This window comes from Psychrobacter sp. PP-21, assembly GCF_033790785.1.
Taxonomy (GTDB): Bacteria; Pseudomonadota; Gammaproteobacteria; order Pseudomonadales; family Moraxellaceae; genus Psychrobacter.
This window is the reverse complement of the sequence record NZ_JAMYEB010000012.1, coordinates 22943-46047: the sequence shown is the minus strand read 5'-3', so window position 1 is coordinate 46047 and position 23105 is coordinate 22943. Positions and strand designations below refer to the sequence as shown.

Here is a 23105-nt window from a genome sequence, read left to right as displayed (position 1 = left end):
GTGTTGAGGTAAAACCATCAGCTTATAACAAACCGATAGAGTACGATCATAATAATGAGATAAGGAGCCATTATGCATATTACGGACAATTTCGACGCCGGTAACATTGAGGTTATCACTGTAGATGATAACAAAAACATTCAACTGGCGATTCGTCCGGACGTTGGCGAAGTATTTTTTCAGTGGTTTAACTTTCGCCTCTCAGGTGAGGTTGGAGAAGAGTATGTTCTCAATATTGTCAATGCAGGAGAGGCATCTTATGTAGAAGGGTGGGAGGGTTACCAAGCAGTAGCGTCTTATGATCGTCAGCATTGGTTTCGTCTGCCGACTTCTTATAAAGATGGCACATTGACCATTGTAGCAGCATTAGAGTGCGAAACCATTCAAATTGCTTATTTTGCCCCTTATAGCTATGAGCGTCATCAAGACTTATTAGCCGCCGTCCAGACGCACCCGTTAGTTACTCTAGAGCATTTAGGTGACACCCTCGACAAGCGTGATTTGACTCTGGTAAAAATCGGTGACGGTGATGCTAATAAACGCAACATCTGGATCACGGCGCGTCAACATCCGGGTGAAACGATGGCTGAATGGTTGGTTGAGGGATTGCTATATAGCTTGTTAGATAGCGATAATGCAACAGGCAGACAGTTATTGGACAAAGCCAATTTCTATATCGTACCCAATATGAATCCCGATGGTAGTGTGCGCGGGCATCTACGTACGAATGCTGCCGGAACCAATCTCAATCGCGAATGGACAAATCCAAGTTTGGACAAAAGCCCTGAAGTCTTTCATGTGATCAATAAAATGGAAGAGACGGGTGTTGATCTGTTTTATGATGTGCATGGTGACGAGGCACTGCCATACGCGTTTCTTGCTGGCTCTCAAGGCACGCCAAGCTATAATGAGCGTCTGGCACATCTTCGTGATAGATTTTCAGAGGTATTGACACTCGCCAGTGCGGATTTTCAGACGGAGGTTGGCTATGACGTTGATGCGCCAGGTAAGGCAAATATGACACTGGCAACCAACTGGGTCGCTGAGCGTTTTGATTGTCTGGCCAATACGTTAGAGATGCCGTTCAAGGACAATGATAATCTACCTGATGAAGAGAAAGGGTGGTCACCGGAGCGTTCTATGCAGCTAGGGGAGGCTTCGCTCATTGCTATGCTGGCTGTCGTTGATGATTTACGATAATTGACGCTAACTGAAAATTTGGACAGACAACTCATAAAAGGCACTTAAGCTATTATTTAAACGCTAGTAAGTACTCACTTACTAGCGTTTTTTTGTCCATCATATCTTTATGATTTTCATACAGTAAACAATCAGATAAAGCGTTCGTTATTTTTAATAATAACACTGAAAAATGATCAATAGTAGCTGTATGAAGTACAACACTTTCATAACAATGGATATCATGACGGCGGATAAAATGTAGCGTGTACCTAATAAGATAACCATAAGTTAAATAATCAAATAATAAGGATGGTTGCAATCATGAGCAAAACTAAAACTATTTTAATCACTGGTAGCACGGACGGCATTGGTAAGCTGGCTGCTTTACATTTGGCAGAAGCTGGGCATCACGTTTACCTGCATGGCCGCGATGCTGACAAGCTTGCCAGTGTCATTGCAGAAGTTCAAGCTGTGGCAACAGGCGATGCGGTAGATCATATTGATGGGTTTGTCGCTGATTTCTCCGACCTCACCGCTGTATTGAAGATGGCCGCAGACATTAACGAAAAGCTACCAACACTGGATGTATTGATAAATAACGCAGGAATTTATACCACGTCATCAGCGATGACTACAGAGGGTCTAGATGTACGCTTTGTGGTCAATTACCTAGCGCCTTATGAGTTGACTAATGCGCTACTACCTTTACTCAAGCAGTCTAGTAAAGCGCGTATTGTGAATCTAAGCTCGGCTGCTCAAGTTCCAATATCATATAAGGCATTTATGGGACAAGAGCGTCTCGATGACAAAGCCGCCTATGCGCAAAGCAAGCTGGCATTAACGATGTGGAGTATGCACTTAGCGAATAGGGTTGCTAGCGATAATATTAACGTGATTGCGGTCAACCCAGGGTCGCTATTGAATACCAAAATGGTCGATGAAGCGTATGGTCAGTATTGGTCACCAGCGGACAAAGGCGCAAATATCCTAACAGCATTAGCGGTCTCGGATGAGTTCGCGGACGACACGGGCAAATACTTTGATAACGATATCAAAGATGGCGTGCATGGCGATGCCAGAGGCGAATTTGGACAACCGCATGCCAATGCTTTAAATAAAGACACTATTGCCGAGCTTGAGCAGCAAACGCAAACTGTATTGCAGTCCATTTTTGCCTAGCACGTATATTTTATAGGGCTTATAACTTATGTCATCAGTTAACTGCTAGAAGTTAACTGTTAAACCATCAAAATCACTTTTATTAAAAATAGGATACAGCATTATGACCACCATCAAAGCCATTGGCTATCAAGACAATCTGGCCATCGATAACGAAAGAGCGCTACAAGACATTACGCTTGATAAGCCAACTGCGACAGGCCACGACATTCTGGTAGAGGTCAAAGCCATATCCGTAAATCCAGTGGATTATAAGATCCGTCAATCGCGTCCTGCACCAGAGGGTGAGTATGCAGTGATTGGTTGGGATGCGGCGGGCATCGTGACAGCGGTTGGCGAAGAAGTCAGCTTATTCTCAGTCGGGGACAAGGTGTATTACGCGGGGGATCTGACCCGCTCAGGGAGCAACGCTGAGTATCAACTGGTTGATGAGCGCATCGTTGGGCGTATGCCAGCATCGCTAACATTTGCTGAGGCAGCGGCATTACCACTCACCACAATCACGGCTTGGGAGATGTTGTTTGAGCGTCTGCAAGTGCCTGTTACTAATAGCTCGGCAGATAAAAACGGTAGTGATGAGCGTGCTAATGACGTTTCAGTATTGGTCATTGGTGCAGCGGGCGGGGTTGGTTCTATTTTAACGCAGCTATTAAAAACACGGACCTCTGCCACAGTCATCGGTACGGCATCACGAGAGGAGAGTGTACAGTGGTTAAAGGGTCTAGGCGCAGATCATGTGATCAATCATCGTAACCCATTGTTTGATGAGCTACAGAAGACAGGTATCAGAGAAGTAGATTATGTCATCAGTCTAAACAACACTGATGAGCATTATGCAGAGATTATCAAATGCTTAAAGCCACAAGGTAAATTAGGGCTTATCGATGATCCTGAATCATTAGACATTAAGGCGCTTAAAACTAAATGTCTGAGCCTACATTGGGAGTTTATGTTTACGCGCTCTATGTTCCAGACACCAGACATGATTGAACAGCATCGTTTATTGACGGACGTGGCAAACATGATTGATGCAGGCGAGATCAAAACCACCGTTGCCCATCATCTTGGCACTATCACAGCTGAGCATGTACGTCACGCGCATCAAATGCTAGAAAACCAGCAAGCACATGGCAAGATTGTATTAGAAGGTTGGTCTGCGTAGGGCTTATAGCTTTAGAAGAGATGAATTCAAAACCAGAATAGAAAACCACCCCAGCTTGAATGGCTAGGGTGGTTTTTTTATGGGTAATGAGACCATATTTTTTATCGTTTTTTTTACTTTACTTAAATAAAGCAGCTAACGTCATATTGATTGATGCTTTCTTTGCAACTTTAGCTTCACATTTGCCAGCAATAGCCCTGACAAAATCAGTATCATTGCAAGCATCTTCCACCACGTTATGACTTCTCCTGTTAGCAGCACAGAGGTCACCATACCAAATAAGGGCACTAGTAGGGCAAAAGGCATAACCTTGGACGCAGTATTTTGACTGAGCAAATGCGCCCATAGTCCAAAGCCAATGAGTGTTGAGATATAGACAATAAACGCAAGTGATAGCCAAGATTTTAGTGAGGCTTCGGTAAACGTTGCTACTTGCCAGGCATCGGGCTCAAAGATAAGAGAAGATAGAGTCAATATCACGCAAGCAATGAGACCACCCCAGACTACCAATGCTAGAGCAGATAATGCAGATGCTTTATTTTTGCTAGTATTAAGCGAGACGAGAGTGTTTCCTGACCCCTGTTGCGCGGTTTTCAAAGCGGATTGTACTGACGCTTGCTTTGATGCGATATTGCCAAAGCTCCAACCTATTGCTGCAATCAAAATACAGATAAATCCAGCTAAAGGCATATCACCACCAAGGTTTAGCGCAATCACACTGAGTCCAAGTACACCAACCAACATACCAATGATTTGCACTCGACTTACTGCCTCGCCCAATATAAAGTAAGCCAATAATACAGTGATAAAAATCTGAATCTGGAGTAATAGTGCCGTTAGTCCCGGTGATGAGCCCAAATGCATGGCAGTAAATACAAAAGCGTACTGCATAACAAATGTACCGATGGCGTATATTAATAAAGTACGGTTAAATTTAGGTGGTTTTAGAAATAAAACCAATGGCACAGCAGTAAAGAAAAAACGAAGTGCAGTGAGCATCAATGGTGGAAAGCTCTCAAGCCCCCATGCAATAAAGGTAAAGTTTACGCCCCAAATAAAAGTAACTAGTATAGCCAATGCGGTATATATGGGAGTCATGTAATTGACCTAGGAAGTTATGGTTGGTTATGATTTTAATAAACTATTTAGGAAGTATAGAATTGTATATGAATTTATAATGTGCCAGCCACTCTTATGGATTCCTTATATGGCTTATTACCGCCATATCTCACCTAGCACACTAAACCAATTCTTTGAAGTAACCTTTTCAATAAGCGTATCAGAGAAGTGCCGTTCTTGCATCCGCTCAATCAGTTTGGATATCTGACTGATATCAGATAATTCATCAGGCAATAGGCAACCATCAAAATCAGAGCCAAAGCCAACGTGATCTTCGCCTAGATGGTCAATCAGATAAGCAAGATGATCGACGATCACATCAAGTGAGGTCTGCGTATCTCGCTGCCCATCTGAACGCAGAAATGCCACATCAAAATTCACTCCAACTAGACCACCATTTTGTTTAATGGCAGCCAACTGTCGATCAGTTAGGTTTCTTGCTTGCGGACATAAGGCGTGTGCATTGGAGTGGGTTGCGACAATGGGTTGATCTGCAATTTCTAGCGTACCCCAAAACGCGCGCTCATTCATATGGGACACGTCAATCAGCATATGCTTATCACAGCAAGTTAAAATCAGGTCTTTGCCCTCGTGGGTTAGACCAAAGCCTGTATCTGGCGAATGCGGAAAAGACGCATTTAAACCGTCACCAAACAGACTTTTTCTATTCCACAATGGGCCAATACTTCTGAGTCCTGCTTCATAAAACACATCCAGCAAGTCAGGTTCAATAGCTAAAAACTCAGCGCCTTCAAGATGCAAAACGATAGCCAGTTGTTGGTTCTGCTGACAGGCTTGGATTTGTGCAACAGACGTACAGATCTGAATCTGACCATCTGATCGCGCCTGTAATTGCTGAGCAAGCGCCAATTGCGCGCAGCAAATATCAACGACTTCTTGCGGAGTGAAGTCTGAGTTTGATGGGTTGGATAACTTATCAGGATGGTTGTTTTTTACATAAGCGTAGGGCGGCAAAAAGACAGAAAATAATCCGCCCATCCATTTTGCTTGTTGGCAGCGCTTTAAATCTAAATGTCCCGGTAGTGTGCCATAAATAAAATCATGCACCGGGTCGTCAGCCGAGCTTAACCAAAGGCGGGTTAACAGATCATTATGACCATCAAAAATTATAGGCTGGTTATTCATCATTAATCTGTGACCGTACGCGTGGGAATCAGTTGCTCTTGACTCGTTTGTGTTTCATTGGCTTTTTTGCCACTTAGCTGCTTAGAGTTTTTAGGGTTGCGAAAGCGTAATTCCTCAAAAGGTACGGGCGTCTCGCTATTAACACGTGCTTCCTCGATCAGGTAGTGATAAGGTGATTTGCCGCACACAGGATCGGCGTTTTTGGCATCGCCCGTCAGCATAAACGCTTGGCAACGGCAGCCGCCATAATCGCGCTCTTTATCGGGGCAGCTTTGGCACATATCAGGCATCCATTCATCACCGCGAAAGTGATTGAAGCTGTCTGAGTCATACCAGATTTCTTTGAGTGGTTTTTGACGCACATTAGGAAACTCTATAGGCAGCTGTCTGGCAGCATGACACGGTAGGGCAGTACCATCAGGTGCCACGGTCAAGAAAATCTTACCCCAGCCATCCATACAAGGTTTTGGCCGCTCTTCGTAGTAATCAGGCACCACAAAAATCAGTTTGCATTTGATACCACGTGCTTCGATTTTTTGTCGATACTCATTGGTAATGCGTTCGGCTCTGACCACTTGTTCCTTGGTCGGCAATAGGCCTTCGATGTTTTCAAACGCCCAGCCGTAAAACTGGCAGATAGCCAGCTCAACCGTGTCGGCTTCTAGCTCTAAGCAGAGATCAATAATCTGGTCGATCTGATCGATGTTTTGCCGATGAATCACAAAGTTAAGCACCATCGGATAGTCGTACTGCTTGACCAGACGTGACATCTCATACTTTTGCTCAAAAGCATGTTTTGAACCCGCCAAGAGATTATTCACGATGGGGTCACTGGCCTGGAAGCTAATCTGGATATGCTGCAATCCTGCGTCTTTTAAACTGGCAATGCGTGCTTCCGTCAGTCCCATACCTGAGGTGATGAGGTTGGTATAAAAGCCCTGCTTGTGCGCATAAGCGACCAGTGCTTCTAGGTCTTGGCGCACCAATGGTTCACCGCCCGAAAACCCAAGCTGTACCGCGCCCATTTGCCGCGCTTGATCAAACACATCAAACCATTCTGCTGTCGTCAGCTCTTCTTTATACTGAGCATAATCAATGGGATTGGAGCAATACGGGCATTGTAAGGGGCAGCGATAGGTCAACTCAGCGAGTAACCATAGCGGCAGTCCGACGGGTGCAGTCATACTAAGTCAATCCAATGTTCACGCTGGGCGACCAGCATATATTCGATAATGTCTTGCTCGATTTCAGGCACGTCACCAAACATGGCTTTCACCTTTTTAATAATATCAGCAACCGATGCCTGACCATCAATATGCTGTCCGATAATACTGGCGCTATCGTTGAGTGTGATCATACCCTCAGGGTAGAGCAGGACATACGCGTCTTGCGCTGGCTCAAACTGGAAGCGATAGCCATGACGCCATGTGGGAACCAGCGATTGATCCAGCTCAGGTAAACTAGCAGGTATACTCATTTGAACAATCCTTTATGCCAGACATGGTCAGTGGTGACGCTTTGATAAGGGGCTTGGTCATGCACATAAGCGAGACTTAAGGCATCCAATATCGTCCACAAAATATCGAGTTTAAATTGTAATATCTCAAGCATGCGTTCTTGCTGCTCTGCCGTCTTGAATGAGTCAAGGGTAATGGTCAGACCATGCTCAACATCGCGGCGCGCTTGGCTGAGGCGCGAGCGAAAATAGGTATAGCCTTCTTCTTTGATCCACGGGTAATGCTTGGGCCAAGACTCTAAGCGCGACTGATGAATCTGCGGCGCAAACAGCTCGGTCAATGAACTACTTGCCGCCTCACGCCATGACGTACGGCGGGCAAAATTCACATAAGCATCAACCGCGAAACGTACACCGGGCAAAACCAATTCTTCCGAAATCACCTGCTCACGCGTTAGTCCAACTGCTTCTGCCAGACCGAGCCACGCTTCACGCCCGCCACCATCAGGATAAACGCCATCTTGATCAATCATGCGCTGGATCCACTCTTGACGCACACGCTGATCGGGACAGTTTGCCATAATCGCCGCGTCTTTTAGCGGGATATTGATTTGGTAATAAAATCGATTGGCAACCCACGCTTGGATTTGCTGCTGCGTCGCGCGCCCTTCATGCATCATGATATGAAAAGGATGGTGGATATGATAATACTGACCTTTTGCCATAATCGCTTGTTCAAACGCTTCTGGGCTGAGTGCTGCGGTTTGTTCTTGCATTATTTTTACCTTGCGATTGCTGTCTTTGTCTTACCGTTTGTCTTAAAGCTCTATCTGCATACCATCAAAGGCCACTTCAACACCATGCTGTTTTAATGTCGCCGCTTGTTCAGATTGCTCATTTAATATCGGGTTGGTATTGTTGATATGAATGAGAACCTTACGAGCATTGTCGAGCTGATCTAAATAATGCAGCGAGCCGTCATCACCGCTAATATGCAAATGACCCATATCTTGGCCCGTTTTCGTACCAACGCCGCGTTCTTGCATCTCGTTGTCTGTCCATAGCGTACCGTCAATCATCACGCAATCAGACGCCTTCATGATTTGCATCACGTCATCATCGATTTTGCCTAGACCTGGCGCGTAGAACAGCTGCTTTTGTGTTTTCAAATCTTTCACAATCAGTGCAATGTTATCGCCATCATGAGGGTCGTTACGATGCGGCGAATACGGCGGCGCTGAACTCCTAATGACTAAAGGCGTTAGTTCTAAATTGCTGTAACCGTCAATCTGAAAGCTTTGTTTTGGGTCAATTTGATTGTATTGGAGACCGCCGTTCCAATGCTTTAACATGTTAAACAGCGGAAACCCTGTGCTGAGGTCTTCATGCACCATATCCGTACACCAAACAGAGACGGGACAGCCTTCACGTAGGGTCAAAAGCCCTGTGGTATGGTCAAGCTGACTGTCCATCAACACCACGTCGGTGATGCCTGTGTCTCGTAATTGACGGGCTGGCTGAGCGGCTTTAAAGTCAAATAGCTGCTGGCGAATATCAGGGGATGCGTTAAATAAAATCCAATCGGTACCATTTTCTGAGATGGCGATCGAAGACTGGGTACGGGTATGTGCGTCGATGGTGCCTTGGCGTACACCGTGGCAGTTTTCGCAGTTACAGTTCCACTGCGGAAAGCCGCCGCCTGCTGCTGAGCCTAAAACGTGAATATACATAGATCAATATTTCCAAATTGCTAAAAAAGTAAAAGCCCTAATCATCTAGGGCTTTTAATGTATTCAGGTTTATGAGTTTTTAGCGTGCTTCAAAATACATAGTGATTTCGAAACCGATACGGATGTCTTGAAAAGCTGGTTTAGTCCACTGCATGAGGTTACTCCGAAACGATCTTACATGTGATAGGTAAGATTAATAAAGTGAGTTTTCAATGGTAGTATAAGCCAACCCTTGCTGTCAATTTGTTAGATGTTAATGAAGCGTTAGCTTATACTACTTAACGAAGTATTCATTTATACGCTAACTTCAATTGCTATTGCCTTTTGCTATTGCCTTTGTACAGAGATAAGGATAGCGGTAGAGCCTAAAAAAAGTCTGAAGCAAATATCAACACTACATGCGGTGACACCAATGATAAGAGAGCTTAAAACCTTTGTTGCAGTTTGCGAATTGGACAGTTTTGCAGCGGCTGCTCGGCACATCAATCTTACCCAGTCCGCTGTGAGTGCGCAGATAAAAAGTCTGGAGGATACGCTGGGTTTGGCGCTCTTTACTCGCTCTGCTCGTGCTGTCACGCTTAATCCGCAAGGGGCACGGGTACTACCAATCGCTAAAGAGATATTGCAGCTCTATGCAACCATGCAGTCGCCTTCAGACACAGATATTGCCAGCTATTATGGTCAGCTTAGAATTGGTGCGATCAACTCAGTTCAAGTTGGTATTTTACCAGAGGCACTAAAAGCCATTACGATATTGGCGCCGCTGATGCAGACAGAGATCATCCCAGGACGTTCTATAGAGTTGTTTGAAAAACTGGCAGTAGGGAGTATCGACGCTGCCATTACGATACAGCCGGCTTTTACCTTACCCAAAGACATCGTTACTCAGTCTATTATGACTGAGCCTTATGTACTGATCACACCAAAAAAATGGCCTTTTCATAGCTTAAAGCAAACGTTTGAGCAACACCCTTTTATTCATTACAGTTTGCAGTCTTCTTCTGGGGCAAAATTGAGTAAGTTTTTTAAGCAGCAAGATATCAAAGTAAACACTATTATGGAGATCAATGATCTTGATGCCATTGTCAGAATGGTTGAGTCTGGTTTGGGCGTGGCGCTGATTCCGTATGCTGGTCTATGGATTAGGAGTGCGGCACCAGTCCAGATTCATCATTTGGGTGATAATAGTCTGGCTCGAGAGGTGATGCTTGCCTACCGTTACGTAGACCGTCAGCAGCCACAAATTATTGCCTTAAAGCAAGTATTGGGTCTGTGATAACCAGTTTTTTATATCTAGTCTCGTGCCAGTCGTTGTCTGTATGGTCATTCTCCCTACAGCGTTTCTTTATCCGCTATGCTCAAATCATAAAACGTTTATTGTTATAAGTAAGAGCGTCTAAAAACTCTTTTCCTATTTATTGTGTGCCTCGTATTTTCTACGCTTTATTCTTCCAGGAAATCTCTTAAAGCAGCTGTAAATAACATTGTTCTCTTTGTAGGACAATCTTATTTGCTACCTATGTCAATGAGCACCAAAAATTTTGGGGCTGAGAGCAGAATGTTTACGTTTTTCTTGTTACATCTTCTCCGTTAGGATGGCTCTGTTTTATGTGATTGAGAGCATTTGTTGATTGGTTATAGATCTAACGGCTATAGCACACGGTGCTGAGCATACTCATGTTCGTCTAGTCCTTTATGCTTAGCAACTGGTATCAATTAGCTGTCAAATGATCAGCATATAACAATCATATTGCCACCTTTTCTATTTGATTAATTTATAAGAAGAACGAATATATGAACCATACTGAACGTCTAAGTAACGACCAAACACCCACCCGTATTGAAAAAGACCTACTTGGCAAGCAAGCTGTGCCAGCGACTGCCTTGTATGGTATTCAAACGCAGCGAGCGTATCAGAACTTTAATATCACAGGAGTGTCAATCAGTCATTTTCCTGAGTTGATTAGAGCGCTGGCTATGGTTAAGTCAGCGGCTGCCAAAGCCAATCACCGTTATGACTTGCTCAGTGATGCTAAGCTTAGCGCTATCACCGATGCATGCACAGACATCATCAATGGTGAGTATCATGAGCAGTTTATTGTTGATTTGATACAAGGCGGGGCAGGCACGTCCACAAACATGAATGCCAACGAAGTGATTGCTAACATTGGACTTGCAAAAATGGGGCTGAAGTACGGTCAATATGAGTACCTACATCCCAATAATGATGTCAATCGCTCGCAGTCTACTAATGACGTCTATCCTAGTGCCGCGCGTTTGGCTATTGTATTTGCAGCAGCGCCTCTAAAGGAGACGATCATTAATCTACAGGGCAGTTTAATAGATAAGGCAGAAGCGTTCAGTGGTGTTCTAAAGATGGGGCGTACGCAATTGCAAGATGCTGTGCCGATGACATTGGGTCAAGAGTTCCGTGCCTTTGCCAGTGATATCGGTAGCGAAATCGCACAAATCGAACAGGCTTGCCTGCAGCTGTGTGAGCTGAATTTAGGAGGCACCGCTATTGGAACGGGTATCAATGCACCAAAGGGTTATGCTGCGGTAGCGATTGATGAGTTGGTTACGATCAGCGATCTACCTGTAAAGACAGCTGAAGACCTCATTGCAGCGAGTGCGGATATGGGTGCGTTTGTGGCGTTTTCTGGCACACTTAAACGCTTGTCTATCAAGTTGTCTAAGTTGAGCAATGATTTGCGATTGCTATCGAGTGGACCGCGTACAGGATTTGGAGAGATTAATCTACCAGCCATGCAGCCTGGCTCATCCATTATGCCAGGTAAAGTTAATCCTGTGATCCCTGAGGCCATGAACCAAGCGGCATTTCAGGTTATGGGGACAGATACGACGATCACTATGGCCGCAGAAGCAGGTCAGTTGCAGTTAAATGCAATGGAGCCGCTAATTGTTTATAACCTCCTAAACAACACACGTATATTGGAAAAATCGATTCGTATGTTGGATGAGCGCTGTATTCAAGGGATTACAGCAAATGAAACGCGCTGCGCACAGCATGTCGAAAACAGTATCGGTATTGTCACTGCACTAGTGCCGCATATTGGCTATGAAAATGCCAGTCGTATTGCAGGACATGCATTGCTGAGTGGCTCAGGTGTAGCAGAACTGGTCAAACAAGAAAAACTACTCAGTGATGAGGCGTTAGCCGCTATTTTATCGCCTGATACTATGGTGAGCAGCCTATAAAACAGACAATATCAGTAATAGGTAATATCAGTAAAAGACCGTATTGATAACGGTTTGCTAACGATAAAAAGCAATGCCGAAAATAGCCATATCGGAAAAAGTGAGCCATATAATAGAGCGCTGTACCAGATAGCATAATGTCATCACTATTTGGTACAGCGCTCTGCCGGGTAGGATAGGGTATTATATTTCTTTACCGCTCATGCGTTAGCCAAGGAATTGAATAATGTGCTCACCAATCTCAGTTGGTTTTTCATCAATCAGCCAATGACCAACGTCATTGATCCAGATGAGCTGAGCATTTGGAATGGCCTCTTCTAATTTTGGCGCATATTTTGGTTTTTGGAAAGGGTCTCGATCACCCCACAGTATCAAGTTCTGATGAGGTAGATTGCGCAGCTCGTCAGTGATGGCCTGAGTATATTCTTTGTTTAACCGTCTCAAATTGCGGAAAAACGCCTGCTTACCGTCCTCAGTTGACCAAGGCTGGATATAAGTCTCAATTAGCTCATCAGTCATAATACTTTTATCTTCTACGCCTTTTGGCATAAAACCTTGCATCATGCTAACAAAGTCCTCAAGACTCATGTCTGATTCAGCGCCAGGCTCTTGTAGCGGCTCAAAATCTGGGATAGGCCATGAATCAAAACAAATACTATCGATCAATACAAGCTTGCGAACTTTTTCTGGATAATTGACTGCTATCAGTTGAGCAACCCCTCCACCAATATCATGTCCAATAACATCGGCTTGACGCGCACCTAGCGCATCCATGAGCTTTACAATCATACTACTTTGAGCATTGATAGACACATCTGCATTTTTTGGCTTCGCAGATTTGCCGTAATTGAGAAGGTCAGGGGCGATGACACGATGTGTTTTGGCAAGCTGTGGAATGATATTGCGCCACATAAGGCTGTTGGTTGGAATACCATGTAACAAGATAACTGGACTACCAGACCCTTGCTCTAAAAATGAAATTTCATGCCCATCAATATATGTACTGTTTCTTGTCATATTAGTGCTCATACCATTCTCCTAAAGATGAATATCAGTAATCGTGGTTTTATAAAGTAGTTATTCAGGAAGTGTATGGTTTTATCTCACTATCATTCTCTATGCTCGATCAACTGTTCCATCTCAATAGAACAACAAACCCATCAGTCTTGCCAAACAGTAATATTGCTGAAATAACAAGAGCGTGAGGTGGCAAAAATATAGGACAGCGTGATTTTATAAAGAGCTACCTTGTTGACGTAAGACAAACCAACCCGACGAAATCCATAATACATTAATGCTAAAAATATTATGACCTTCGCCGTTATGGGTTTGTACGTCAACCGTTATTGATTTGTTGAACGATCAATCAAGTTGCCTCAAGATAGAAACATTGAGGCGACTTGCAGTATCGCACGATGCGCTTTAGCATGATTATTCATCGACTGACTTTATGTTGTCCACGTTATCGTGACTGGTGTCGTAGAGAATGGCTTTTATAAGCGCTATGCCCATCAGCACCATAACGAAACTAAAGGGCAGGGCACCAATAACCATTGCGGTTTTGATCGCCCCTAAGCCGCCACTGATCAGGAGCACGCCAACAACCAATGCCAATATGACGCCCCAAAAAATGATATGTGGACGACCTTTTGGACCTTCGTTACCGCCTGAGTTGATCGTATTGATGACCAAAATGGCTGAATCTAACGTGGTCACTAGATAGGTTAGGAGTAACACTAAAACCAACAAAGCCATTGCCCAAGCAGCAGTTGGCGAGAGCATGACATCGAGCATCGCTAGTAATTGAGACTCCTGTCCTACGCTTGATATGGCATCTGTACCACCTAGCGTTAAGTCAATCGCGGTACCGCCCACAATTGAAAACCAAATAAAACACATGAGCGCGGGGAGAACGACCGTACCAAGTAGATAAGCGCGAATACTGCGACCCCGTGAGATACGGGCAAAGAACACACCAACAAAGGGACCAAAAGCAATCCACCATGCCCAATAAAAAACTGACCAGTCCTTTTGCCACGTAGCAAGTGTTTCACCAACAGGGGTACCATCTGGCTGCCAAACAGTCACGAGCAATTCTGGCAACGCGACAACATAGTCAAACAAACCGACGAAAAAGGACTGTAAGCCAAAGAATGTTGAACCAAAAATCAAGAAAAATGCAAAGAGAATAACACTTAAACCCATGTTGAGGTTGGATAACCATTTAACCCCTTTGCCGAGACCAGAAAGTGCTGAGAGCGTGGCAACGCCAACGATAACAACCAGCGCAACGATAATCGCTGCTGCTGACGACTTTCCATCAGTGTTGATTAACCATTCACCCATACCGACACGGTGCATACTAGACACAAACTGCTCAACCCCAAATCCTAGTGTCTGAGCCACGCCCAAAATAGTCGCAATAACGGCGACAATATCGATTGCATCACCAAGCCTGCCGGAGAGTTTTTTGCCAAATAACGGCGCAAGTCCTGAACGGATAGTAAGCGGTAATTTGCGCCGAAAAGAAAAGTACGCCATCGACAGACCGACTAAGGAATAGCAAATCCAAGCACTAAAGCCCCAATGTAGAAAAGCCCACTTGTAGGCGTATCGCACATTATCAGCATCATAACCAGTTGCCATGCCTTTGATGACTTCAGGATTATTGGCAAAGTGATACATGGGCTCTGCGGTCGCAAAGGTCAACATACCCACGCCAATGCCTGCGCCGAAGATCATAGAAAACCATGAAAAATTAGAGAACTCAGGCGTGTCATCTGAATCTCCCAAAATCAGCTTGCCATAGCGTGGAATAAATGCCAAAAGCATCGCTAAAATCAAGAAAAAAGCGACGGCTAGGATGTACCACGTCGAGAAGTGATTGAGTAAAAAACTATTGATCGAACCTAATACGGTCATCGAGTTTTCAGGTGATATGACAGCCCAAACAATGAGTAGGCCAAGTAATATTTTAGCGGTGATGGTAACGTCTTTGTTAAACCCTTCATAAAAGCCTTTGGTTGCGACCTTTATTGGCAGTTTAGTCAAAGGAGGTTTGTTTTTATATCTCATGACTAATCCTTTAGATAATATCTCTTTGCTTAAGTGAACACCAAGTTCCACAATCCTTTTGGTCACTTGGTGCTTTTTTTTGGGCTAAATTTTGATTTAACTTGGTAAAAATTCATCACCCCAACTGTCACTCAAACTGCCACTGGCGATACCCGTCTCAATGTCCGATTCACTATAGCCAAGATCTAGCATGATTTGACGGGTTGATTTTCCGAACTTTTCAGGTCTAGAAAGCGCATATATCTTGCTGTCAGATGGGCGAATGGCATAGGGGTCAAGCTGCGTGACTCTATGACCACTTGGATGGTCTTCGTAAATTGAGAAAGAGTAACTGCCACGATCAGTGCCTGGCGTGTTGTTTGCAGGGTGGCTGTATTCGGCACGCAACGCATTGATATCTGCACAAATGACCGCTGCAATATCAGCCGCTTGCAAGCGTTCTATCCAGTCATGAGCGGGTGCTTTTTGGAAAACATTAGATAAGAAGGCCGCGCGGTCGTCTTTGTCGAGCTGACTAAAGCCTTCCAAACCTTCGACTTTCTCAAAGTTTTTGACGTCGCCTTCATAAGCATTCAGTAGCAAATAATTCCCTGAAGAGGTGTAGTAAAAACGCGTCAATTCATCGTGACCGTTGGTCTCTCTGCCTGAGGGTTCTTCGAACAACCCCCGTTTTTCAAAGTCATAGCAGTATGGGATTTGCAACAACGCGCTGTTTGCGACTAACGAGGTACGACCACGCCCAATTTGACCTGTGCGATACTTCTGATAGAGCGCAACCCCAATGCTCATTGCACCGCCAAAACCGCACATAACATCGATGGTACCGACATGCGCATGTTCTTCAGGCGTATCCATAGCGCCGCCGCAGCGTAACATGATGCCAGTAGACGCCTGAACGACATCGTCATAACCAATGAAGTCACTGCATGGGCCTTTGCGAACGCCACTGAAACAATCTAGCTTGCAGAAGATAGCCTCAGGGTTTAATGCTTTTAGACCCTCAGTATCTAATCCCATTTTTTTAATTTGCGTGTCTGTCGCATTCCAAACAATGACGTCAGCTGAACGAACCAGTTGTTCGAATACTTCCCGTCCTTGTCCATAACGAATATCAGCAAGTATCGACTGCTTGCCTACCATTTGAGACATGCCGTAAATGACGGTATTCCAACTGTCGTATAGTGGTGACGCAGGATCGAGCTTGATGACTTCTGCACCAAACCGTGCCAAGTAAGCTGCTGAATGCGGTCCAGCAATTACATTGCATAGATCGAGCACTTTGATACCGTCTAGCCAGCCATAGGTCTCATCAGTCTCCTTTACTGAAGGCAGTTTTGTCTTAATGCTCTTTAGTTTTTTAAAGGCCTCATCAAAATCTACAAGCTTCGGTGGTTTGGGTTGCAGCATTTGTTCGCCGCACTCTTCAAGCCACACAATTGGACCTGGTTGAATCATCTTGCCATAAGTGGGGTCCTCGACCTCGATCATCAGTCCTGTTGTTTCGGCATGATCATCATGGATCCACTCTTGTAGCCAACGTTGGGGCGCGCCAGGTATACCGCGTTTCCCAAAGATCTTTTGCCACTCTTTTGAGGTGCGTTTCAAGAATGCGCCTTTCATTTTTTCAGCAATATGATCTGCCCAGTATTTTGGCATCGGATAAACACCAAGCGAGGTATCAGACTGCCACTGACTAGAAGGTATATAAGTATCCTCCTCTTCAGTTAATCCTTCCTCAATTAACTCATCGTACAACCCTAAAACCTCTAGGCAACGCTTTGCATGATGTTTGTGGCTAGGGCATACCACGTAAAACATGCGCCCATCTTTGTACATATAGCTGCGATAAAAAGGATCTAGCAATTCTTGTAGCTCTTCATAGCCCATGTTCATTGGAATACCTTCGACACGGCGGCGCTGAATCTCAACCTCACGCTGAGTCAAATAACGCTCAGGTAAGTCCTCGATTTCTATCGAATTGTAACAAAGACTTTCCATAACAGCGCTGCAAGCGGAACCTCTATAGCATCGCCAAGCCTCGTATTTTCACGAGCTTGTAGAGCAAAAACAACGGCAGAACCTGCCAGCATGGCACCATAAGCAGAAGGCAGCGGTAGCGGAGAAAATGACGAGTTGATACCCATGAGTACGCGATTAAGCCCCATGTCAGCAAACACCCCTGAGCTTGCTGAAATGATGCTCTCATAGGCACGAAGCTCACGGCGGTTTTCATCGTTTGAGGCAAATCCAGGAATCGATAAGGCAATCAGCTGTGGACGTTTTTTGCGCAGTGCTACCAGATCGAGTCCCATCTCTGCCATTTTTCCAGGGCGAAAACCTTCAATCACAATGTCACTTTCCAAGATCAACGCTTCAGCCTGCGCTACTCCCTCAGCAGTCTTAAGATCGATTTTTAGCATTAATTTATTGCGGTTCAATACAGCATTAGCCGGACTGTGCCATTTTGGGCCTGATGGCGGGTCTATATGAACCACGGTAGCGCCTAGATCGCCAAGCATCATGCCAACAGCAGGACCTGCAATATATTGACCAAAATCGATGACTTTGACACCTACGAGGGGTAATTCAAAAGTTTCTCGCATAGTTATCTATCCTTAGAATATTATGGTGTTATTACAAAAAGCCAGAACGTCATGGGGTTTGATAGCCGATACACTAGAGGTCATCAAACTGACATAAGAGACCATCAAACTGATACAGTCAGAGTACTCGCTATCTATCCACGAGTGATGTGGGTAAGACGCAAGCACCAGTTTTTGACATACTATGTAATGTTTTTGAGAGCAACGGTGAGGTGGTGCTCTTAAGAGGTAATAGGGTTAAGTGGGCATGGAGAATTGCTTCTCATCTCTCACTGCCGTGCTCGGCCAGCGCTGAGTGACGGTCTTGCGTCGAGTGAAAAATCTCACGCCGTCGGGTCCGTACATGGCTAAGTCACCAAATAATGAGCGTTTCCAGCCACCAAAACTTTGTGATGCCACGGGTACGGGTAGCGGGATATTGATACCGACCATGCCAACTTCAATATTGTCGATAAAGTGACGCGCCGCCTCACCATCGCGGGTATAGATGCAAGTACCATTGCCGTATTCATGATCATTAATGAGCTGTACTGCCTCAGCCATGGTTTGTACGCGCATGACTTGTAGTACTGGACCAAAAATTTCAGACTTGTAGCTGTCCATATCTTTTGTGACATGGTCAATCAGTGTTGGACCAACGAAGAACCCAGCTTCATAACCTTCTGGTTGTACATCAGAGCCATCTGCAACTAAGGTGGCACCTTGATCGGCAGCACTCTTGATATGCTCGACGACTTTAGATTTATGTGCCTTGGTAATGACAGGACCAAAGTCGTTATTCTTCTCTGAGTGAACCCCAAATTTGAGTGCGTCGATAGCTGGCTGCAGAGCGGCAATCATTTTATCCGCGGTTTCATCACCGACAGCCACAGCGACAGACAACGCCATGCAGCGCTCACCTGATGAACCAAAAGCTGCGCCAAGTAAAGAGGTCACAACATTATCCAAATCAGCATCTGGCATCACGATCGCGTGGTTTTTTGCACCGCCTAATGCTTGGCAGCGTTTGCCTTGTGCCGCTGCGGTCGTATAGATATATTCAGCAATAGGGGTAGAGCCGACAAAGCTGACAGCCTTGACATCTGGATGATGCAAAATGGCATCGACGGCTTCTTTGCCACCATTGACGACGTTGATAACGCCTTCTGGAAGCCCTGCTTCATGCAATAGCTGCGCGATAAATAGCGTTGAGCTTGGGTCACGCTCAGAGGGTTTTAGGATAAAGGTGTTACCACAAACGATCGCCATCGGGAACATCCACAGGGGTACCATCGCAGGGAAGTTAAATGGTGTGATACCAGCGACAACACCTAAGGGGTGAAATTCACTCCAAGAGTCTATATCTGTACTGACATTACGGCTGTGTTCTCCTTTTAATAACTCAGGTGCGCCGCACGCATATTCGACGTTCTCAATACCGCGCTGTAGCTCACCTGCCGCATCATGGACGATTTTGCCATGCTCTTCACCGATCAGGCGGCAAATCTCATCTGCATTTTGCTCGAGCAATGCTTTGAACTTAAACATTACGCGTGCACGTTTTAGTGGCGACGTTTTGCTCCACGCTGGAAAGGCAGCTTTGGCAGCAGCGACTGCTTCGCCGATGGTTTTTGTACCACCTAACGCAACTTTTTTGCTGACATCGCCCGTCGAAGGGTTGTAGACGTCTTGAGTTTGGCTGTCATTATTGACTAAGCTACCGTTAATGAAATGACCGATAGTTTGCATAGTTTATGTCCTTTAAACAGGTGTGTTATTGGGTGGTCTATAGTAAATGGAAGTAATGTTGGCATCACAGAGTGCTAGGCGTGATCCGTGCTGCTGTCATCCCACAGCATGGTGTAAAGCTGAATCATTTCTTCTAAATTGGGTATGCGTGGATTGTTATTGGGTGAGCCCGATGCAAATGCTTGCTCGCACATAGTATTGACGAGCTTGTCAAAGTCAGCTCGCTGCACACCAAACTCTGCCAATGTGGGCACATGCAATTCTTTGTTTAAGTTTTTGAGAAAATCGATCAAACGGGTGTTGGCGTCATCATCTGTATCATTAGAGTCAGCGACGCCTAATGCACGTGCGCAGTCAGCATAACGATCAGGCGCGCTTGAGATACCAAATTCGGTAATCGTTGGCAGTAGCATGGCGTTTGATAGACCATGTGGCACATGGAAAAACGCGCCTATCGGACGGCTCATACCATGTACCAGCGCAACTGAAGAGTTGCAAAAAGCGATACCAGCCAAGGTAGAGCCGAGCATCATGGTCTCGCGAGCCGTATCATCTTTGCCGTCATGATAGGCCGTTTGGATATTGGGTCCAATCAGGCGCAGCGCCGCCAATGCTTGCTGATCGCTATAGGCATTGCGTTTGGGACTGATATACGCTTCGATGGCATGAGTCATCGCGTCAATGCCTGTATCTGCAGTAGTGCGCGGCGGTACGCTAAGCGTTAGGGTATAGTCGATAATCGCTGCTATAGGCATGAATCCCATACCCACGCACAACAGTTTTTCGTTGTTCTCATCATCAGTGATGATGGTAAAGCGGGTGACTTCTGAACCTGTACCAGCAGTTGTTGGGATAGCGATGATAGGTAAACCAGTTTCATCGACTTGACGAGGAAACTTATAGTCACGCATGACCCCGCCAAACTTACCCAGTATTGAGATAGCTTTGGCGCTATCGATAGGGCTACCGCCGCCTAGTGCAATAAGACCATCATAGTCTTGCGCTTTGACTTGTGAGACACCTGCGCTGATAGACATCTCAGTAGGTTCTGGAACGGTGTCCGAAAACACATCAGCACTGATTTTCGCTTCTTCTAAAATGTGTTGGATATTATCGACATAGCCAAGTTTGACCATCATATCGTCAGTGATAATCAGGGGTTTTTTGATACCCAAACTCTTTAATATCTGCGGTAGCTTTTGGCAAGCATCGCGTCCAATCTCCATGGTCCTTGGCAGAAGGATACTGTGCGACATAATTACTAATCCTTGTATTAATGACTTCCATTATCAGCTTGCTAGGTCGCTTATTTATCATGCGTATTACCGGCACAATCAATCATACCTAACAATTAAATTTCACATAACGATAAATATTTTCTCGTTATGTGAAAGGTAACAGAATATGTTTGTAATGACAAGACGCAAAAGCATAAATTTTATCGTTATAATGAATAAATTTATTTGCTGAGCGTCAGCTACAAGTTTTGGAGTAATTAATGAGTGAGGCTAAAAAGAAGAAAGGATCGAGTGTTGAACGTGTTTTACAGATTGTAGAGGTGCTGGCAAGCTCTCAAAGACCAATGAGTGTCAGTGATTTATCAGAAACCTTGGAGGTACCGGTACCCAGTATGTATCGATTACTGGATCAATTGCAGGGTCTGGGGTTTATACAACTAGACCTGCCAGGGAAAGTCACTTGCGGAAAGCGCACGTACAAGCTTGCTATGAACTTGTTGCAAAATAGTGATTTTAAAAATGAGCGATTGGCAATACTAAATGAGCTATCAGCGAAGATAGGAGAGACAGTTGGTATTGCGATTTTGCAAGACTTAGATGTGGTGTATGTTGATCGCGTCATGTCAGACTGGCCACTACAGATATTTCTACCGTCCGGTACTCATGTACCCGTGTGGGCCAGTGCCAGTGGCAAGTTACTACTGGCACAGCTGTCAGATGACAAATGTGAGCGTATCATTGAAAAGATGTCGATACATGCACTCACAACCCATACCCAAACGGATAAAAAGCAACTCATGCAGACAATTGTAAAGACACGCGAGACCAAGGTGGGCATAGATAACGAAGAGTTTATTCCGGGGATGGTCGCCTGTTCGGTCATGATTCCTAATGGTGAGCAGCAAGCATTTGCTACGCTATTTACTCATGGTCCAACCGTCAGAAAGAGTATGGATGAGTTACTCAGCTATTTGCCGTTGATGCAAGAGGCCGCCAGTGAGCTGTCTGTTATCTTTAACCAGAATTATGAATAGGTCAGCAGTTGATGACATCGAGTAGTTGATATCATCAGTAGTTAATGAAACAGAGCAGCGAGCTTCGATGCTTTAAGAAAACGCTACCACTTAAGGTATAGACAACAAAGAACCCTTGTAGTATCTAATCTACAAGGGTTCTTTGTATGTTCAAATAGTCATCATTGCGACTTTACTGTCTATCAAGCTACTAAGTGATGACTGGTGAAGTTACCGCTTTATTTAATAGATTTTATAACATTTATTATTTCAAAAAATCAGGATTCATAAAGGCAGGGTTTGGATAAGTATAGAATCCTTCACCAGTTGCAGACCCTAGTTTGTTTTGATCAATTAATTGCTCTTTTAAATACTTAGCAGCCTTGAATCTTACCGGGTTTTGAGTGGCTTCAGCAGATATTTTGGTGATGTTATAGGCAGTGTTGATACCGATAGTGTCCAATATGGCAAATGGACCTGAGGGCGCGCCAGTGACTATCATCCACGTCTTATCTATCGTATGCGGGTCGGCAACCTCTTTTGCCACCAATTGCAGAGCTGCATCTATAAAAGGCGCTAATAAACTATTCATGATGTAGCCAGGCTGCTCTTTATCAAGCGGCGTTGCCACCATACCAATGGCAGTCGCAAAAGCAACAACATCATCAAATACTTGAGGGTCTGTGCCAGGATGTCCCATGATTTCAGCGACATTGTGCATCCAAATTTTATTGGCAAAATGAAGCGCTAAAAACTGGGCAGGGCGCCCTGTTGATTCTGCAAAATGGCTAGGAAGCAAGGTTGAAGTATTGGTGGCAAATATGGTTTTCTCTGGGGCGAGCTTGGCTAGATTTTCATAAAATTCGATTTTGATCTTGGGGATTTCTGGAATGGCTTCAATCATGAGATCAGCATCTTTGACCGCTTCAGCTAAGTCTGAAGTATAGCTCAGATTGTCAAAGGCTTTATCTAACTGCTCCTGGGTTGCCCTCAAGTCTTTTCGAAAAGCCTTGCACATCAATTGAAATTTTGATTTTGCCTTTTCTAATACCTCGTCATTGATGTCATAAACACTGACATTAAAACCATGAAACGCGGCTTGAAAGGCGATTTGGTAGCCTAGGACGCCGCTTCCTGCGACAGTTACATTCTTATACGTCATTGTAGTCATTTCCTAAAAATAGTGGATATAAGTTGCTAGATAAATGTCTAGAACCTATGAGCCTATTATTAGATTGTTTTGCGCGATTATTCA

20 protein-coding genes are annotated in these 23105 nt (G+C 44.8%); 6 read left to right on the top strand and 14 right to left on the bottom strand.

The window, feature by feature from the left end; translation table 11 throughout:
* Positions 1-72: 72 nt before the first annotated feature.
* From NJD71_RS10025 to NJD71_RS10015, 3 genes are all read left to right on the top strand, one after another.
* A complete protein-coding gene (locus tag NJD71_RS10025; RefSeq protein ID WP_319051826.1) occupies positions 73-1200 on the top strand; it encodes a M14 family metallopeptidase in 1128 nt (375 codons plus the stop codon).
* 303 nt (positions 1201-1503) lie between these two features.
* Positions 1504-2361 (top strand): SDR family NAD(P)-dependent oxidoreductase, encoded by an 858-nt coding sequence (locus NJD71_RS10020; protein ID WP_319051825.1) that lies wholly within the window; start codon positions 1504-1506, stop codon positions 2359-2361.
* 112 nt (positions 2362-2473) lie between these two features.
* Positions 2474-3523, top strand: coding sequence for a zinc-binding alcohol dehydrogenase family protein (locus NJD71_RS10015; RefSeq protein ID WP_319051864.1), 1050 nt, complete (start codon positions 2474-2476; stop codon positions 3521-3523).
* Positions 3524-3664: 141 nt separating this feature from the next.
* On the opposite strand, the gene NJD71_RS10010 is transcribed toward NJD71_RS10015, so the two are convergent.
* From NJD71_RS10010 to pqqA, 7 genes are all read right to left on the bottom strand, one after another.
* The gene (locus NJD71_RS10010; protein ID WP_319051824.1) at positions 3665-4621 is read right to left on the bottom strand and encodes an EamA family transporter; all 957 of its coding nucleotides are present in this window, start codon (positions 4619-4621) and stop codon (positions 3665-3667) included.
* A gap of 117 nt (positions 4622-4738) precedes the next feature.
* Positions 4739-5791 (bottom strand): dipeptidase, encoded by a 1053-nt coding sequence (locus NJD71_RS10005; RefSeq protein ID WP_442967671.1) that lies wholly within the window; start codon positions 5789-5791, stop codon positions 4739-4741.
* Positions 5791-6972 (bottom strand): pyrroloquinoline quinone biosynthesis protein PqqE, encoded by a 1182-nt coding sequence (gene pqqE, locus NJD71_RS10000; protein ID WP_319051823.1) that lies wholly within the window; start codon positions 6970-6972, stop codon positions 5791-5793. Before pqqE ends, NJD71_RS10005 begins: the two co-directional genes overlap by 1 nt.
* Positions 6969-7265 carry a pyrroloquinoline quinone biosynthesis peptide chaperone PqqD gene (gene pqqD / locus NJD71_RS09995; protein ID WP_319051822.1) on the bottom strand — a complete coding sequence of 99 codons (297 nt, stop codon included), beginning with the start codon at positions 7263-7265 and terminating at the stop codon, positions 6969-6971. The genes pqqE and pqqD overlap by 4 nt, the downstream gene beginning before the upstream one ends.
* Positions 7262-8020: a pyrroloquinoline-quinone synthase PqqC gene (pqqC, locus tag NJD71_RS09990; protein WP_319051821.1), complete on the bottom strand. Its 759-nt coding sequence runs from the start codon at positions 8018-8020 to the stop codon at positions 7262-7264. Before pqqC ends, pqqD begins: the two co-directional genes overlap by 4 nt.
* A 42-nt stretch (positions 8021-8062) precedes the next feature.
* The gene (gene pqqB / locus NJD71_RS09985) at positions 8063-8974 is read right to left on the bottom strand and encodes a pyrroloquinoline quinone biosynthesis protein PqqB (RefSeq protein ID WP_319051820.1); all 912 of its coding nucleotides are present in this window, start codon (positions 8972-8974) and stop codon (positions 8063-8065) included.
* Positions 8975-9053: 79 nt separating this feature from the next.
* A complete protein-coding gene (gene pqqA / locus NJD71_RS09980; protein WP_075107140.1) occupies positions 9054-9128 on the bottom strand; it encodes a pyrroloquinoline quinone precursor peptide PqqA in 75 nt (24 codons plus the stop codon).
* 258 nt (positions 9129-9386) lie between these two features.
* On the opposite strand from pqqA, the gene NJD71_RS09975 reads away from it, so the two are divergent.
* Together NJD71_RS09975 and NJD71_RS09970 are read left to right on the top strand one after the other, a co-directional pair.
* A complete protein-coding gene (locus tag NJD71_RS09975) occupies positions 9387-10250 on the top strand; it encodes a LysR substrate-binding domain-containing protein (RefSeq protein WP_319051818.1) in 864 nt (287 codons plus the stop codon).
* A 518-nt stretch (positions 10251-10768) separates the two neighbouring features.
* Positions 10769-12193: an aspartate ammonia-lyase gene (locus NJD71_RS09970; protein ID WP_319051817.1), complete on the top strand. Its 1425-nt coding sequence runs from the start codon at positions 10769-10771 to the stop codon at positions 12191-12193.
* Positions 12194-12400: 207 nt separating this feature from the next.
* Here NJD71_RS09970 and NJD71_RS09965 read toward each other — a convergent pair whose 3' ends face one another.
* The 6 genes from NJD71_RS09965 to NJD71_RS09940 form a co-directional block, all read right to left on the bottom strand.
* Entirely contained in the window at positions 12401-13222 is an 822-nt protein-coding gene (locus NJD71_RS09965; protein WP_319051816.1) for an alpha/beta fold hydrolase, read from the bottom strand.
* 402 nt (positions 13223-13624) lie between these two features.
* Positions 13625-15268, bottom strand: a complete 1644-nt coding sequence (locus NJD71_RS09960; protein WP_319051815.1) for a BCCT family transporter — start codon at positions 15266-15268, stop codon at positions 13625-13627.
* Between the two features lie 96 nt (positions 15269-15364).
* Positions 15365-17266, bottom strand: a complete 1902-nt coding sequence (locus NJD71_RS09955; protein ID WP_319051814.1) for a CoA transferase — start codon at positions 17264-17266, stop codon at positions 15365-15367.
* Positions 17239-17871, bottom strand: coding sequence for a CoA transferase (locus NJD71_RS09950; protein WP_319051813.1), 633 nt, complete (start codon positions 17869-17871; stop codon positions 17239-17241). Before NJD71_RS09950 ends, NJD71_RS09955 begins: the two co-directional genes overlap by 28 nt.
* Before the next feature lie 237 nt (positions 17872-18108).
* Positions 18109-19599 carry a CoA-acylating methylmalonate-semialdehyde dehydrogenase gene (locus tag NJD71_RS09945; RefSeq protein ID WP_319051812.1) on the bottom strand — a complete coding sequence of 497 codons (1491 nt, stop codon included), beginning with the start codon at positions 19597-19599 and terminating at the stop codon, positions 18109-18111.
* A 74-nt stretch (positions 19600-19673) separates the two neighbouring features.
* Complete coding sequence (locus NJD71_RS09940) at positions 19674-20855, bottom strand: iron-containing alcohol dehydrogenase (RefSeq protein WP_319051811.1); 1182 nt, start codon at positions 20853-20855, stop codon at positions 19674-19676.
* Between the two features lie 242 nt (positions 20856-21097).
* Here NJD71_RS09940 and NJD71_RS09935 point away from each other — a divergent pair, with 242 nt between their 5' ends.
* Positions 21098-21871, top strand: a complete 774-nt coding sequence (locus NJD71_RS09935) for an IclR family transcriptional regulator (RefSeq protein ID WP_319051810.1) — start codon at positions 21098-21100, stop codon at positions 21869-21871.
* A 244-nt stretch (positions 21872-22115) separates the two neighbouring features.
* On the opposite strand, the gene NJD71_RS09930 is transcribed toward NJD71_RS09935, so the two are convergent.
* On the bottom strand, positions 22116-23012 hold the full coding sequence (locus tag NJD71_RS09930; protein ID WP_319051809.1) for a 3-hydroxyacyl-CoA dehydrogenase: 897 nt from the start codon (positions 23010-23012) through the stop codon (positions 22116-22118).
* Positions 23013-23105 lie beyond the last annotated feature (93 nt).

Coding starts and splice junctions, on each gene's coding strand:
- NJD71_RS10025 (WP_319051826.1), top strand. CDS start 73: ATGCATATTACGGACAATTTCGACGCCGGTAACATTGAGGTTATCACT.
- NJD71_RS10020 (WP_319051825.1), top strand. CDS start 1,504: ATGAGCAAAACTAAAACTATTTTAATCACTGGTAGCACGGACGGCATT.
- NJD71_RS10010 (WP_319051824.1), bottom strand. CDS start 4,621: ATGACTCCCATATATACCGCATTGGCTATACTAGTTACTTTTATTTGG.
- NJD71_RS10005 (WP_442967671.1), bottom strand. CDS start 5,791: ATGATGAATAACCAGCCTATAATTTTTGATGGTCATAATGATCTGTTA.
- pqqE (WP_319051823.1), bottom strand. CDS start 6,972: ATGACTGCACCCGTCGGACTGCCGCTATGGTTACTCGCTGAGTTGACC.
- pqqD (WP_319051822.1), bottom strand. CDS start 7,265: ATGAGTATACCTGCTAGTTTACCTGAGCTGGATCAATCGCTGGTTCCC.
- pqqC (WP_319051821.1), bottom strand. CDS start 8,020: ATGCAAGAACAAACCGCAGCACTCAGCCCAGAAGCGTTTGAACAAGCG.
- pqqB (WP_319051820.1), bottom strand. CDS start 8,974: ATGTATATTCACGTTTTAGGCTCAGCAGCAGGCGGCGGCTTTCCGCAG.
- NJD71_RS09975 (WP_319051818.1), top strand. CDS start 9,387: ATGATAAGAGAGCTTAAAACCTTTGTTGCAGTTTGCGAATTGGACAGT.
- NJD71_RS09970 (WP_319051817.1), top strand. CDS start 10,769: ATGAACCATACTGAACGTCTAAGTAACGACCAAACACCCACCCGTATT.
- NJD71_RS09965 (WP_319051816.1), bottom strand. CDS start 13,222: ATGAGCACTAATATGACAAGAAACAGTACATATATTGATGGGCATGAA.
- NJD71_RS09960 (WP_319051815.1), bottom strand. CDS start 15,268: ATGAGATATAAAAACAAACCTCCTTTGACTAAACTGCCAATAAAGGTC.
- NJD71_RS09955 (WP_319051814.1), bottom strand. CDS start 17,266: ATGGAAAGTCTTTGTTACAATTCGATAGAAATCGAGGACTTACCTGAG.
- NJD71_RS09950 (WP_319051813.1), bottom strand. CDS start 17,871: ATGCGAGAAACTTTTGAATTACCCCTCGTAGGTGTCAAAGTCATCGAT.
- NJD71_RS09945 (WP_319051812.1), bottom strand. CDS start 19,599: ATGCAAACTATCGGTCATTTCATTAACGGTAGCTTAGTCAATAATGAC.
- NJD71_RS09940 (WP_319051811.1), bottom strand. CDS start 20,855: ATGTCGCACAGTATCCTTCTGCCAAGGACCATGGAGATTGGACGCGAT.
- NJD71_RS09935 (WP_319051810.1), top strand. CDS start 21,098: ATGAGTGAGGCTAAAAAGAAGAAAGGATCGAGTGTTGAACGTGTTTTA.
- NJD71_RS09930 (WP_319051809.1), bottom strand. CDS start 23,012: ATGACGTATAAGAATGTAACTGTCGCAGGAAGCGGCGTCCTAGGCTAC.